We start from the raw sequence: 13,561 nt of genomic DNA on the forward strand, positions 1-13,561 counted from the left end.
TAATCGGTCAGTGTGGGAGCTGGCTTGCCTGCTCCCACAGTTGATTGGGTGGGCACCCAATCAACCCAGCAAGGCCTGCTGGCTTTTCCCGAAGGTCAGGTACTCCACAAGCTCCGCCAACGGCAGCGGCTTGCTGATCAGGTAACCCTGGGCCTGGTCGCAGCCAAACAAGCGCAACAGTGCAAGTTGCTCCGGCGTTTCCACGCCTTCGGCGACCACTTCAAGGTTGAGATTGTGGGCCAGGTTGATCATGGCGTGCACCAGTTTGCGGTTCTCTTCGCGCTCTTCCATACCGCCGACAAAACTCTTGTCGATCTTCAACAAGGCGATCGGCAGGCTGTTGAGGTGCACGAACGATGAAAAGCCCGTGCCGAAATCGTCCAGGGAGAACCGAACACCGAGGCGGCCGAGGGCGTCCATGGTCTGCTTGACCAGGTCACTGCGGCGCATCACGGCGGTTTCGGTGAGTTCGAACTCCAGCCACTGTGCCTCAACGCCCCGCTCGGCAATCAGCCGGCTGAGGGTGGAGAGCAACTGGCTGTCCTGGAACTGACGGAATGACAGGTTGACCGCCATGTGCAGCGGCGGCAGGCCGCGTTCGCGCAGGTCCTGCATGTCGCGCAGCGCGCGGGAGATCACCCAGTAACCCAACGGCACGATCAGGCCGCTTTGTTCGGCCAGGGGCACGAACTCACTCGGCGGCAACAGGCCACGCTCGTCGTGGCGCCAGCGCACCAAGGCTTCAAGGCCGACGATATGCCCGTCGTCGAGGTCCAGGCGCGGTTGGTAGTGCAGCTCCAGTTCGTCACGACGCAAGGCGCGGCGCAGCTCACTTTCCAGGTCGGCCAGGCTGCGCGCGTTGCGGTTGATGCGTTCGTTGAAGATATGAAAGGTGCAGCCTTGGGTGCTTTTGGCCTGCTGCATGGCGATATGGGCGTGCCACATCAGCGGGTCGGCGCCGGCGCGGGCACGGGCATGGGCCACCCCCAGGCTGCAGCCGATCAGCAGGCTTTCGCCATCCACCCAGTACGGTTCGGCCATGACTTCGGTGATGCGCTCGGCCATCCACTCGGCACGCTGGGGCGCGCGGCGGGTGTCGATCAAGAGGGCAAACTCGTCACTGCCCAGGCGCGCCAGTTGGTCCCCGACCTCAAGTTGGCTCTTGAGCCGCGAGACCACTTGCAGGATCAGCCGGTCGCCGGCCTGGTGGCCGAGGGCGTCGTTGGCGTGGCGGAAATTGTCGAGGTCCAGGTGGCCGAGGGCCAGGCCACGGCCTTCATTCTCGACCAGTCGTGCGGCGAGCAAGGTCTGGAAGCCCTGGCGGTTGGCGATACCGGTGAGCGGGTCCTGTTCGGCCAGGCGCTGCAGGGTGTTTTCCAGTACGCCACGCTCGCGGACGTGGCGCAGGCAGCGGCGCACTGTATCGGCATCCAATACATCGCGCACCAGCCAATCGCTGACGCCCAGCGGCGAAACCAGCGGCTCCTGCTCCAGCAGCAATACGCACGGCAGGCTGCAGCGGCCAGGGCCGGGCTGCAAGCTGGGCGTGGTCAACAGCACGGCGCTGTGGTCGTCATCGAACAGACGGCTCACGGACTCCCAGTTTGGTGCGCTGATCAGCACAGCCCCATCGCCCATCGGCGCCAGGCACTCGCGCAACAACGCTGCCCACGCGGGCTCATCGGCCAGCAGCAGCAAACGCAAGGGTTCGACAGGCGTAGACAAGCTAGCTCCCTAGACTCTGCAAAATTTCGTGACAGCGGGCATTATGACGTGCGGCCAGATGATCACCAATGATAGGGGTTACCAAACACGCGAACTGTAAAGATTAGTCGCAAATAACCCCGACATCCTGCGGCAAAGTATCAAAACCGGCAAATTTAGATCGAGTGGTACGTCACACTGTCGTTCTGACAGAGCAGAATCCTGCGAGCCTGTTAAAATGCCCGCCCTTTTGAACAACGACTCCCTGAATTCTGTATGTCCCGACTCAATCCCCGGCAGCAAGAAGCCGTGAACTACGTCGGCGGCCCTCTATTGGTGCTCGCCGGTGCAGGCTCCGGCAAGACCAGCGTGATCACCCGCAAGATCGCGCACCTGATCCAGCAGTGCGGCATCCGCGCCCAGTACATCGTCGCCATGACCTTTACCAACAAGGCGGCGCGGGAAATGAAAGAGCGTGTCGGCACCCTGCTCAAGGGTGGCGAGGGCCGTGGCCTCACCGTGTGCACTTTCCACAACCTGGGCCTGAACATCATCCGCAAGGAGCATGCGCGGCTGGGCTACAAGCCGGGCTTCTCGATCTTCGACGAGACCGACGTGAAGTCGCTGATGACCGACATCATGCAAAAGGAGTACGCAGGCGACGACGGCGTGGACGAGATCAAGAACATGATCGGCGCCTGGAAAAACGACCTGATCCTGCCCGCCCAGGCCCTGGAAAACGCACGCAACCCCAAGGAACAGACCGCCGCCATCGTCTACACCCACTACCAGCGCACGCTCAAGGCGTTCAACGCAGTGGACTTCGATGACCTGATCCTGCTGCCGGTGAAGCTGTTCGAGGAACACGCCGACATCCTCGAAAAATGGCAGAACAAGGTGCGCTACCTGCTGGTAGATGAATACCAAGACACCAACGCCAGCCAATACCTGCTGGTGAAAATGCTGATCGGCAAGCGCAACCAGTTCACCGTGGTAGGCGACGACGACCAGTCCATCTACGCCTGGCGCGGCGCGCGCCCGGAAAACCTGATGTTGCTCAAGGACGACTACCCGTCCCTGAAAGTGGTGATGCTGGAGCAGAACTATCGCTCCACCAGCCGCATCCTGCGTTGCGCCAACGTGCTGATCTCGAACAACCCCCACGAGTTTGAAAAACAACTGTGGAGTGAGATGGGCCACGGCGACGAAATCCGCGTGATCCGCTGCCGTAACGAAGACGCCGAAGCCGAGCGCGTGGCCGTGGAAATCCTCAGCCTGCACTTGCGCACCGACCGGCCCTACAGCGATTTCGCAATCCTGTACCGCGGCAACTACCAGGCCAAGCTGATCGAGCTGAAATTGCAGCATCACCAGGTGCCGTATCGCCTGTCGGGCGGCAACAGCTTTTTCGGACGCCAGGAAGTCAAAGACCTGATGGCCTACTTCCGGCTGATCGTGAACCCGGACGACGACAACGCGTTCCTGCGCGTGATCAATGTGCCGCGCCGCGAGATCGGCTCCACCACCCTGGAAAAACTCGGCAACTACGCCACTGAACGCAAGATCTCGATGTACGCCGCCACCGACGAAATCGGCCTGGGCGAGCACCTGGACTCGCGCTTCACCGATCGACTGGCGCGCTTCAAGCGCTTCATGGACAAGGTCCGCGAGCAGTGCGCCGGCGAAGACCCGATCAGCGCCCTGCGCAGCATGGTCATGGACATCGACTACGAGAACTGGCTGCGCACCAACAGCTCCAGCGACAAGGCCGCGGATTACCGCATGAGCAATGTCTGGTTCCTGATCGAAGCGCTGAAGAACACCCTGGAAAAAGACGAAGACGGCGAGATGACCGTCGAGGACGCCATCGGCAAGCTGGTACTGCGCGACATGCTTGAGCGCCAGCAGGAAGAGGAAGACGGCGCCGAGGGTGTGCAGATGATGACCTTGCATGCGTCCAAGGGCCTGGAATTCCCCTACGTGTTCATCATGGGCATGGAAGAGGAAATCCTCCCGCACCGCTCCAGCATCGAAGCCGACACCATCGAAGAAGAACGGCGCCTGGCCTACGTGGGTATTACCCGCGCGCGTCAGACTTTGGCCTTCACCTTTGCCGCCAAGCGCAAGCAATACGGCGAAATCATCGATTGTGCCCCCAGCCGGTTCCTGGACGAACTGCCGCCGGACGACCTGGCCTGGGAAGGCAATGACGACACCCCGACCGAGGTGAAGGCCGTTCGCGGCAACACCGCCTTGGCGGACATACGCGCGATGTTAAAGCGCTAGAATCGACTACTTTTTAATCTACTTTCGGCGCGCACCGCGCCATTAGAGGAAGCTTTCCGTGGAAGCACTGCACAAGAAAATTCGCGAAGAAGGCATCGTGCTTTCCGATCAGGTACTCAAGGTCGACGCCTTTCTGAACCACCAGATCGACCCGGCACTGATGAAGCTGATCGGCGACGAATTCGCCGCCTTGTTCAAGGATTCGGGCATCACCAAGATCGTCACCATCGAAGCCTCGGGCATCGCCCCGGCGATCATGACCGGCCTGAACCTCGGCGTACCGGTGATCTTCGCCCGCAAGCAACAGTCACTGACCCTGACAGAAAACCTGCTGTCGGCGACGGTGTATTCCTTCACCAAGAAAGTCGAAAGCACTGTGGCGATCTCCCCGCGCCACCTGACCAGCAGCGACCGCGTGCTGGTGATCGATGACTTTTTGGCCAACGGCAAGGCGTCCCAGGCGCTGATCTCGATCATCAAGCAGGCCGGCGCGACCGTCGCCGGTTTGGGGATCGTGATCGAGAAGTCATTCCAGGGTGGTCGTGCCGAGCTGGATGCGCAGGGTTATCGGGTTGAGTCGCTAGCACGGGTGAAGTCGCTGGCGGGTGGCGTGGTCACTTTCATCGAGTAATCGCTGCCTGAATGCAGTTAACCCTGTGGGAGCGGGCTTGCTCGCGAATGCGCTGTGACAGTCAATGTAGACGTCGACTGATACACCACTTTCGCGAGCAAGCCCGCTCCCACATTTGGTTTTGCGTTGGGCTGTCAGTGCACGGTGGCCTGCAGGCCGGCGAGCAATAAACGTTGATACAAATCCTCTTTCAGCCCCTCCGGGTTATCCAACCGCATCCGTTTCAAATGCTCGGGATACGCCTCCGGCTCCGGCGCATCCAACGCCGCCTTACCCAGCTCCAGAATCTCCGTCAGCTTGAATTTGCTCTTGAGCCAGTTCAACGCCCGCAACAGATCCCGCTCTTCATCCGTAAAATCGCTGCCCAGCGGATACTCCGGGAACAACCGGCGATGCCGCGCCTGAATACCTTGGAGCCGCTCCGGCGTGTTATCGGCAAAGCGCGGATCCAACTGGAAATCCTTCGGCAACTTGCCGGCCTTCTGCGCCTTTTCGATCAAGTCATTCTGAAAGCGCGAGTCGGTTACGTTGAGCAGCGCTTCGATCACCTTGGCATCCGTCTGGCCGCGCAAATCGGCGATTCCATACTCAGTGATGACGATATCCCTCAGGTGCCGGGGAATCGTGCAGTGGCCATAGTCCCAGACGATATTGGAACTGACCTCCCCCGCCGATTCGCGCCAGCTGCGCAGGATCAAAATCGAGCGCGCGCCCTCCAGCGCATGACCCTGGGCAACGAAGTTGTACTGCCCGCCCACGCCGCTGAGCACGCGCCCGTCTTCCAACTGGTCCGCTACCCCCGCGCCCAACAAGGTCACCATGATCGCACTGTTGATAAAGCGAGCATCCCGCCGTTGCAGTCGTTTGAGTTCTTCCTGGCCGTACAGCTCATTGATGTAACTGATGCGGGTCATGTTGAATTCGAGGCGCTTGGCGTGGGTCATTTCCTGCAGGCGCTGGTAAAAACTTCGCGGGCCGAGGAAGAATCCGCCGTGGATCGAGATCCCGTCGGGCTGCGCGGCGTCGTCGAGCGTGCCAGCGTTAGCCTGCTCCTGCGTCGCCACATCCGGGTAGACCTTGCGGCGGATAATCCCCGCGTCCGCCAGCACCAGCAGCCCGTTGACGAACATTTCGCTACACCCGTAGAGGCCACGCGCGAACGGATCGACACCGCCTTCGTGGCTGATCAACGGCGCCCACTGATAGACGTCCAGGTCAGTCAGCAGCAATCGGTAGGCCTCATTGTCCGCCTGGCGCGCCAGCAGCGCGGCAGTCAGCGCATCCCCCATGGAGCCGATGCCGATCTGCAGAGTGCCACCATCGCGCACCAAGGTGCTGGCATGCAGGCCGATAAAGTGGTCCTGGAAGCCCACCGGCATGTTCGGTGTGGAGAACAACGTGGTGCTGTCTTTTTCATCGATCAGGTAATCGAAGGCGTCCATGCCCAGCTCCGCATCACCCGGCATGTAGGGTAAATCGCTGTGGACCTGGCCGACGATCAGCACGGTTTCACCGGCATCACGGCGCTTGGCGATCATTGGTAACAGGTCGAGGGTGATATCCGGGTTGCAGCTCAGGCTCAGACGATCAGGGTGTTCGCTGCTGCTGGCAACCAGTTGAGCGACCAGGTTCAGGCCGGCGGCGTTGATGTCGCGGGCGGCGTGGCTGTAATTGCTGCTGACGTAATCCTGCTGGGCCGACTCGCTGTGGAGCAAGCTGCCGGGCTGCATGAAGAACTGCTGCACGTGGATATTTTTCGGGAGGTTGTCCTTGTGCAGGGCGGCGAGGAAATCCAGTTCGGGATAATCGCCAAACACTCGCTCGATAAAGGGTTCGAGAAAGCGTTTCTGCAAACCATCGCCCAGTGTTGGCCGGCCCAGGCTCAAGGCGGTATAGATCGTCAGCGACCGCTCCGGCAATTTGGCAATGCGCCGGTACAGCGCGTTGGCAAACAGGTTCGGCTTGCCCAGGCCAAGCGGCATGCCCATGTGGATATGCGCCGGCAACCGCTCCAGCACATCGTCAACTGCTTGCTCGATTGAACACAACTGCACCATCCGACCCTCCTGAACATTCCATGATTAGGGGTTGGACCGAGCTTGCCGGGTCTTTGCTGCAAAGAACAGCGCTGAAACACAAATCACGGGTACAAAAAAGCCGCTTGTAAGCGGCTTTTTGGCGAAGATCGGTTTATTTCAAACCGGACATCTTCTCGATCGCACCTTTGAGGTCATCATCCGAGCAATCGGCGCAGGTGCCCTTTGGCGGCATGGCATTGATACCGGTAATGGCCTTGGCGAGGATGCCATCCAGGCCGCCCTGGTGGTCAGCGCGTTCTTTCCAGGCAGCGGTGTCACCGATTTTCGGCGCGCCCAACAGGCCAGTGCCGTGGCAAGCGTTGCAATGCTTGGCAATGATTTCATCCGGCGTCTTCGCAGCGCCGCCGCCTGCGGCGACCGCCACTTCCATGCCTTTGCATTCCTGGCCCTGGACGCAAACCTGGCCGACAGGCTCCAGGCGCTTGGCAATGTCATCATTGGTCGCAGCTTGAGCGCTGACAGCCCATAGGGCCAGTACGGTTGCTGGTGCAGCCAGCATTTTCATAATTAGGTTCACGCGTTCACCCTCAATGGTGGCTATTCACGCCTGCGGCCACGGTTTCGCAGGCGGCGAAAGTATAACGGTTAGCCCGCCCTGCCGAAACAACCCTATTAAATAAAGGGAGATTCAGCTTCACGGATACAGCTACGGGAGTCTCTGCCACGCAGGCAGGACGCCTCTTTTCTTAAAAGTTCGCGGGTGTGGCTGCGCTGATTAGTCGCGCCGGCACGTCGAACGGATTGCGAAAACGATGAGGCTTGGTGCTTTCAAAGTAGTAGCTATCGCCCGCTTCGAGCACAAAAGTTTCAAGACCGACCACCAACTCCAGACGACCTTCCACCAGAATCCCGGTTTCTTCGCCTTCGTGGGTGAGCATTTCTTCGCCCGTGTCGGCGCCCGGCGGGTAGATTTCGTTGAGAAACGCAATCGCCCGGCTGGGGTGAGCCCGGCCTACCAGTTTCATGGTGACGGCGCCGTCAGAGATATCAATGAGCTCATTGGCTTTATAGACGATCTGCGTCGGTATTTCCTGGAGGATCTCCTCGGAAAAGAACTCGACCATGGACATAGGGATGCCGCCCAGCACCTTGCGCAAGGAGCTGATCGAGGGGCTGACGCTGTTTTTTTCGATCATCGAAATGGTGCTGTTGGTGACACCCGCGCGCTTGGCGAGCTCGCGCTGGGAAAGACCCTTCAGTTTACGGATGGATTGCAGTCGTTCGCCGACGTCCAATGCAGGAGCCTCCTAGGATTCAGGCTTTGTTGTAATTGAGCGTTATCATGGCGACAGCGTTCAGTATTTACAACACTTGGGCCTAAATCCCGGGCGCTTGTGTTCGTGACTGGCGGTCAAGCCTCGGAATAGAGCCTTGGCACGCGGCGCAGGTTGCAGAACAGTTGGTAAGGAATGGTCTCGGCGGCGACCGCCACATCACTGGCCAGGATGTTTTTGCCCCACAACTCCACCGTGGAACCGAGCCCGGCCTGAGGCAGGTCAGTCAGGTCAATGCACAGCATGTCCATGGACACACGGCCCAGCAACTGGCTGCGCTGCCCGGCCACCAGTACCGGCGTACCGGTCGGCGCGTGGCGCGGATAGCCATCGGCATATCCCATGGCAACCACGCCGATACGCATGGGTTTCGGCGTAATGAACTTGGCGCCGTAGCCCACCGGCTCCCCGGCCGGCAGCTCACGTACGCAGATAACCTTGGACTCCAGGGTCATTACTGGCTGCAAGCGCGAGGCTACGGCCTGGTCTTCGCCAAAAGGCGTCGCACCGTAGAGCATGATGCCGGGACGGACCCAATCGCTAGACACATTCGGCCAGCCCATCACCGATGGCGAGTTGCGCAGGCTCACCTCGGCCGACAAGCCCTGGCGCGCCGCGTCAAACACCGCCACCTGTTCATCACTGCGTACGCAGTCGAGTTCATCGGCGCGGGCAAAGTGGCTCATCAGTACGATCTTGGCCACCTTGCCGCTGGCCAGCAAGCGCTGATAAGCCTCGTGATAATCCTTGGGGTGCAAGCCAACACGGTGCATGCCGGAATCGAGCTTGAGCCAGATAGTCAGCGGTTTGCTCAGCTTGGCCTGTTCGATGGCCTCCAACTGCCACAGCGAATGCACCACGCACCAGAAATCATGCTCGATGATCAGTGGCAGCTCATCAGCCTCGAAGAAACCTTCCAGCAGCAGCACCGGCGCACGAATCCCGGCGGCGCGCAGCTCCAACGCCTCTTCGATACAGGCGACGGCGAACCCATCGGCCTCGGCTTCCAACGCCTGGGCCACACGCACGGCGCCATGTCCGTAGGCATCGGCCTTGATCACGGCAAGGGCCTTGGCCCCCGTGACTTCACGGGCCAATTGGTAGTTGTGGCGCAGGGCTTGGAGGTCAATCAGGGCACGGGCAGGACGCATGGTGGCAGGCTTCTAGGCGGCAGAGTGAAGAAAAACCGGCACCGACAGGCAACCTCGGCACCGGGAGAGGGATCGTTGTTTAAGGCAGGGCAGCCACGACGGACAGCTCTACCAGGATTTCCGGTTCGCACAGCTTGGCTTCAACCGTGGCACGGGCCGGCGCAACACCTTTGGGCAGCCACTTGTCCCATACCGCGTTCATGCCGGCGAAATCCGCGTCGATGTCTTTCAGGTAGATCGTCACCGACAGCAACTTGGTCTTGTCAGTGCCGGCCAGGTCCAGCAAACGCTCGATATTGGCCAGGGTTTCACGGGTCTGCTGTTCAATTCCGGCATTCATGTCGTCGCCGACTTGCCCGGCCAGGTACACGGTACCGTTGTGGACAACGATCTGGCTCATGCGCTCATTGGTGAGCTGGCGCTGGATTGACATGTTGTGCGGACTCCTGGTGGTTGCCGTAACGGGAAATATCGAGGCCTTCCGCACTGATCTGCGGCGTTTTCTTGGCCATCAGGTCGGCCAGCAAGCGACCGGAGCCACAAGCCATGGTCCAACCGAGGGTGCCGTGGCCGGTATTCAGGAACAGGTTCTTGAACGGGGTAGCACCGACAATCGGCGTGCCGTCGGGGGTGGTCGGGCGCAGGCCGGTCCAGAACGTGGCTTCGGTCAAATCGCCGCCCTGAGGATAAAGGTCGTTGACGATCATCTCCAGGGTTTCGCGCCGACGCGGGTTAAGCGACAGGTCAAAACCGGCTATTTCAGCCATGCCGCCGACGCGGATGCGGTTGTCGAAACGGGTGATCGCGACCTTGTAGGTCTCGTCGAGAATGGTCGAAGTCGGCGCCATCGCCGGGTTGGTGATCGGCACGGTCAGCGAGTAGCCCTTGAGCGGGTACACCGGCGCCTTGATCCCCAGCGGCTTGAGCAATTTCGGCGAGTAGCTGCCGAGGGCCAACACGTAGCGGTCGGCGGTTTCCAGCTTGCCGTCGACCCACACGCCGTTGATGCGGTCACCGGCGTAATCGAGGCGCTGGATGTCTTGCTCGAAGCGGAATTCCACGCCGAGCTGCTTGCACATGTCGACCAGGCGGGTGGTGAACATCTGGCAGTCACCGGTCTGGTCGTTAGGCAGGCGCAAGGCGCCGGCGAGGATATCGGTGACGCTCGCCAGGGCCGGCTCGACGCGGGCAATGCCGGCGCGGTCGAGCACTTCGAACGGCACGCCGGACTCTTTCAACACGGCGATGTCCTTGGCTGCGCCATCCAGCTGCGCCTGGGTGCGGAACAGTTGGGTAGTCCCCAGGCTACGGCCTTCGTAGGCAATGCCGGTTTCCGCGCGCAGTTCGTCGAGGCAGTCGCGGCTGTACTCGGACAGGCGCACCATGCGCTCCTTGTTCACCGCATAACGGCTCGCGGTGCAGTTGCGCAGCATCTGCGCCATCCACAGGTATTGGTCGATATCGGCGGTGGCCTTGATCGCCAGCGGCGCGTGGCGTTGCAGCAGCCACTTGATGGCCTTGAGTGGCACACCCGGTGCGGCCCAGGGCGATGCATAGCCTGGCGACACCTGGCCGGCGTTGGCGAAACTGGTTTCCATGGCAGCAGCAGGCTGACGGTCGACGACAACCACTTCAAAGCCGGCCCGCGCCAAATAGTAGGCACTGGTCACACCAATGACGCCGCTACCCAAGACCAGAACGCGCATTTTTATATCCTCATCGCGGGCATGGCCGCTGACGTGTGTTATTCGAGCAATGATGAGCGCAGTGTAAAAAACAATTGCCAGTGCATTTCACTATATAACTGCCTATATTTGGCGACAATTCTCGGCAAAAACCCTTTTCACAGAGGCGTATCCCCTATGCGTACCAACACCCAGACCAAGCGGGAGCTGGACAAGATCGACCGCAACATCCTGCGCATCCTGCAAACCGACGGGCGTATTTCGTTTACGGAGCTGGGGGAAAAGGTCGGGCTGTCGACCACGCCCTGTACCGAGCGCGTGCGCCGGCTAGAGCGTGAAGGGATCATCATGGGCTACAACGCGCGGCTCAACCCGCAGCATTTGAAAGGCAGTTTGCTGGTATTTGTCGAGATCAGCCTCGATTACAAGTCCGGCGACACCTTTGAGGAGTTCCGCCGCGCCGTGTTGAAACTGCCCCATGTGCTGGAGTGTCACTTGGTGTCGGGCGACTTCGACTACCTGGTGAAGGCGCGAATTTCCGAGATGGCGTCGTACCGCAAACTGCTGGGCGATATCCTGCTCAAGTTGCCCCATGTGCGGGAGTCAAAGAGCTATATCGTGATGGAAGAAGTTAAGGAGAGCCTGAACCTTCCGATCCCGGACTGACTGACACAACACAGTAACCGAGTTAAACCAGTACCTGCCGGGTACTCGCCATGTATTCGTGGATCTGTTTTTCCACCCGCGGGTGAATCAGCTCCACCGGCCTGCGCCCGTTGGGGCACGGCAACGTCTTGGTCGTGCCGAACAGCCGGCAGATCAACGGTCGCTCGTCGTACACCGTGCAGCCGTGGGGGCCCAGGTGCACGCAGTTCAGTTCATCCATGGCCGCGTCCTGCTCGGCGGCGGTCTTGCGCGGCAGGCGCGACATTTCCTCCGGCGAGGTGGTCACCGGCCCACAGCAGTCGTGGCAACCGGGAACGCACTCGAACGAAGGAATCTGCCGACGCAGCGCGCTGATTTTCTGACTGTTGCAACTCATCGAAACACATACCGAACGGCGAATAGACGTGGATTCTGACGCAAAACGCCCTGCGCAGACAGTTTTGTCCGACCGCTGTATCCTGCGTCAAATTTTCCAAACAGGGATGCTCCCCATGACTGCCAGCGCCCGGCACGCTCCGTCCTATTATGCAGCCAGCAGTGTGGCGCAACCCGATTACCCGGTGTTGACGGGCGACATGACGGCCGATGTATGCGTGGTCGGCGGGGGCTTTTCCGGGCTGAACACGGCGCTGGAGCTGGCCGAGCGGGGTTTCAGCGTGGTGTTGCTGGAGGCACGCAAGATCGCCTGGGGCGCCAGCGGACGCAACGGCGGCCAATTGATTCGTGGCGTCGGGCATGGCTTGGACCAGTTCGCCAACGTGATCGGCACCGAAGGCGTGCGCCAGATGAAGCTGATGGGCCTGGAAGCGGTGGAGATCGTGCGTGAGCGCGTCGAACGCTTCCAGATCCCCTGCGACTTGACGTGGGGCTACTGCGACCTGGCCAACAAGTCCCGCGACCTGCAAGGCCTGGCCGAAGACGCCGAAGAGCTCCGCGGCCTCGGCTATCGCCATGAAGTGCGCCTGCTGCACGCTGACCAAATGAGCAGCGTGATCGGCTCGGACCGTTATGTAGGCGGCATGATTGACATGGGGTCCGGCCACTTGCACCCGCTGAACCTGGCCCTTGGTGAGGCCGCCGCCGCGCAGCAGCTGGGCGTGAAGCTGTTCGAGCAGTCCGAAGTCACGCGCATCGACTACGGCCCCGAAGTCAACGTACACACCGCCCAGGGCAACGTACGCGCCAAAACCCTGGTGCTGGCCTGCAATGCCTACCTCAATGGCCTCAACCCACGCCTGAGCGGCAAAGTGTTGCCCGCCGGCAGCTACATCATCGCCACCGAACCGTTGAGCGAAGCCCAAGCTGTCGATTTGCTGCCGCAGAACATGGCGGTGTGCGACCAGCGTGTCACGGTGGATTACTTCCGGCTGTCCGCCGACCGTCGCCTGCTGTTCGGCGGCGCCTGCCATTACTCCGGTCGCGATCCCAAGGACATCGGCGCCTACATGCGCCCGAAAATGCTGCAGGTGTTCCCGCAATTGGCCGACGTGAAAATCGATTATCAATGGGGTGGCATGATCGGTATCGGTGCCAACCGCTTGCCGCAGATTGGCCGCCTGACCGACCAACCCAACGTGTATTACGCCCAGGCCTACGCCGGCCATGGCCTCAACGCCACCCACCTGGCGGGCAAGTTGCTGGCCGAAGCCATCAGTGGCCAGCAACAGGGGCGCTTTGACCTGTTCGCCCAGGTGCCGCACATCACCTTCCCCGGCGGCAAGCACCTGCGCTCGCCGCTGCTGGCATTGGGGATGCTCTGGCACCGCCTCAAAGAGCGGATGTGATTCAATCGCGCCAGAAGGATTTCAGACCTTCCTGGCGCGCTTGTTCGGCGGTCAATCCGACATCGCGCAGCTGTTCGCTCGTCAGATGCAGCAGAGCCTTGCGCGTGTGACGACGGTGCCAGAACAGACTCCAGCGGCCGATGTCGCGCGGCGCCGTAGCCCGCTCCTGCTCTGCCTCCAGTTCCTGACTGTGTAACGCCAGCCGCACATCGCTCATGCCGTTCATTTTGCTGCCCCTCATTTGCATTGTTGCCTTGAGTGACAAGCATGGGCGTACGGCA

At 60.7% G+C, this 13,561-nt stretch carries 13 protein-coding genes; 4 read left to right on the top strand and 9 right to left on the bottom strand.

The features are described 5' to 3' along the window. Nucleotides 1-60: 60 nt before the first annotated feature. Nucleotides 61-1,725 carry a putative bifunctional diguanylate cyclase/phosphodiesterase gene (locus tag AB4N92_RS11310; protein WP_010207472.1) on the bottom strand — a complete coding sequence of 555 codons (1,665 nt, stop codon included), beginning with the start codon at nucleotides 1,723-1,725 and terminating at the stop codon, nucleotides 61-63. 255 nt (nucleotides 1,726-1,980) lie between these two features. On the opposite strand from AB4N92_RS11310, the gene rep reads away from it, so the two are divergent. Beyond that, nucleotides 1,981-3,990: a DNA helicase Rep gene (rep, locus tag AB4N92_RS11315; protein ID WP_010207473.1), complete on the top strand. Its 2,010-nt coding sequence runs from the start codon at nucleotides 1,981-1,983 to the stop codon at nucleotides 3,988-3,990. Nucleotides 3,991-4,048: 58 nt separating this feature from the next. Further along, on the top strand, nucleotides 4,049-4,621 hold the full coding sequence (locus tag AB4N92_RS11320) for a xanthine phosphoribosyltransferase (RefSeq protein WP_010207474.1): 573 nt from the start codon (nucleotides 4,049-4,051) through the stop codon (nucleotides 4,619-4,621). Nucleotides 4,622-4,755: 134 nt separating this feature from the next. Here AB4N92_RS11320 and AB4N92_RS11325 read toward each other — a convergent pair whose 3' ends face one another. From AB4N92_RS11325 to dadA, 6 genes are all read right to left on the bottom strand, one after another. After that, nucleotides 4,756-6,678, bottom strand: a complete 1,923-nt coding sequence (locus AB4N92_RS11325) for an acetyl-CoA hydrolase/transferase C-terminal domain-containing protein (protein ID WP_045791506.1) — start codon at nucleotides 6,676-6,678, stop codon at nucleotides 4,756-4,758. 133 nt (nucleotides 6,679-6,811) lie between these two features. Then, nucleotides 6,812-7,225 (bottom strand): c-type cytochrome, encoded by a 414-nt coding sequence (locus AB4N92_RS11330; protein WP_010207476.1) that lies wholly within the window; start codon nucleotides 7,223-7,225, stop codon nucleotides 6,812-6,814. A 181-nt stretch (nucleotides 7,226-7,406) separates the two neighbouring features. Further along, nucleotides 7,407-7,955: a cupin domain-containing protein gene (locus AB4N92_RS11335; protein WP_003176893.1), complete on the bottom strand. Its 549-nt coding sequence runs from the start codon at nucleotides 7,953-7,955 to the stop codon at nucleotides 7,407-7,409. 116 nt (nucleotides 7,956-8,071) lie between these two features. Next, nucleotides 8,072-9,145, bottom strand: coding sequence for an alanine racemase (gene alr / locus AB4N92_RS11340; RefSeq protein ID WP_021492603.1), 1,074 nt, complete (start codon nucleotides 9,143-9,145; stop codon nucleotides 8,072-8,074). Between the two features lie 79 nt (nucleotides 9,146-9,224). Further along, nucleotides 9,225-9,578, bottom strand: coding sequence for a RidA family protein (locus AB4N92_RS11345; RefSeq protein WP_010207480.1), 354 nt, complete (start codon nucleotides 9,576-9,578; stop codon nucleotides 9,225-9,227). Further along, nucleotides 9,550-10,851: a D-amino acid dehydrogenase gene (gene dadA / locus AB4N92_RS11350; protein WP_010207481.1), complete on the bottom strand. Its 1,302-nt coding sequence runs from the start codon at nucleotides 10,849-10,851 to the stop codon at nucleotides 9,550-9,552. The genes AB4N92_RS11345 and dadA overlap by 29 nt, the downstream gene beginning before the upstream one ends. 156 nt (nucleotides 10,852-11,007) lie before the next feature. Here dadA and AB4N92_RS11355 point away from each other — a divergent pair, with 156 nt between their 5' ends. Beyond that, nucleotides 11,008-11,496 carry an Lrp/AsnC ligand binding domain-containing protein gene (locus AB4N92_RS11355; protein ID WP_003176896.1) on the top strand — a complete coding sequence of 163 codons (489 nt, stop codon included), beginning with the start codon at nucleotides 11,008-11,010 and terminating at the stop codon, nucleotides 11,494-11,496. Between the two features lie 22 nt (nucleotides 11,497-11,518). On the opposite strand, the gene AB4N92_RS11360 is transcribed toward AB4N92_RS11355, so the two are convergent. After that, the gene (locus AB4N92_RS11360; protein ID WP_010207483.1) at nucleotides 11,519-11,872 is read right to left on the bottom strand and encodes a YkgJ family cysteine cluster protein; all 354 of its coding nucleotides are present in this window, start codon (nucleotides 11,870-11,872) and stop codon (nucleotides 11,519-11,521) included. 115 nt (nucleotides 11,873-11,987) lie between these two features. Between AB4N92_RS11360 and AB4N92_RS11365 the strand changes: the two genes are divergently transcribed. Beyond that, nucleotides 11,988-13,280: an NAD(P)/FAD-dependent oxidoreductase gene (locus AB4N92_RS11365; RefSeq protein ID WP_236266745.1), complete on the top strand. Its 1,293-nt coding sequence runs from the start codon at nucleotides 11,988-11,990 to the stop codon at nucleotides 13,278-13,280. A 1-nt stretch (nucleotide 13,281) separates the two neighbouring features. On the opposite strand, the gene AB4N92_RS11370 is transcribed toward AB4N92_RS11365, so the two are convergent. Then, nucleotides 13,282-13,506: a DUF1127 domain-containing protein gene (locus AB4N92_RS11370; protein WP_010207487.1), complete on the bottom strand. Its 225-nt coding sequence runs from the start codon at nucleotides 13,504-13,506 to the stop codon at nucleotides 13,282-13,284. Nucleotides 13,507-13,561: the final 55 nt, after the last annotated feature.

Source organism: Pseudomonas sp. S3_A09 (assembly GCF_054668065.1).

Coding starts and splice junctions, on each gene's coding strand:
- rep (WP_010207473.1), top strand. CDS start 1,981: ATGTCCCGACTCAATCCCCGGCAGCAAGAAGCCGTGAACTACGTCGGC.
- AB4N92_RS11325 (WP_045791506.1), bottom strand. CDS start 6,678: ATGGTGCAGTTGTGTTCAATCGAGCAAGCAGTTGACGATGTGCTGGAG.
- AB4N92_RS11330 (WP_010207476.1), bottom strand. CDS start 7,225: ATGAAAATGCTGGCTGCACCAGCAACCGTACTGGCCCTATGGGCTGTC.
- alr (WP_021492603.1), bottom strand. CDS start 9,145: ATGCGTCCTGCCCGTGCCCTGATTGACCTCCAAGCCCTGCGCCACAAC.
- AB4N92_RS11345 (WP_010207480.1), bottom strand. CDS start 9,578: ATGTCAATCCAGCGCCAGCTCACCAATGAGCGCATGAGCCAGATCGTT.
- dadA (WP_010207481.1), bottom strand. CDS start 10,851: ATGCGCGTTCTGGTCTTGGGTAGCGGCGTCATTGGTGTGACCAGTGCC.
- AB4N92_RS11355 (WP_003176896.1), top strand. CDS start 11,008: ATGCGTACCAACACCCAGACCAAGCGGGAGCTGGACAAGATCGACCGC.
- AB4N92_RS11360 (WP_010207483.1), bottom strand. CDS start 11,872: ATGAGTTGCAACAGTCAGAAAATCAGCGCGCTGCGTCGGCAGATTCCT.
- AB4N92_RS11365 (WP_236266745.1), top strand. CDS start 11,988: ATGACTGCCAGCGCCCGGCACGCTCCGTCCTATTATGCAGCCAGCAGT.
- AB4N92_RS11370 (WP_010207487.1), bottom strand. CDS start 13,506: ATGAACGGCATGAGCGATGTGCGGCTGGCGTTACACAGTCAGGAACTG.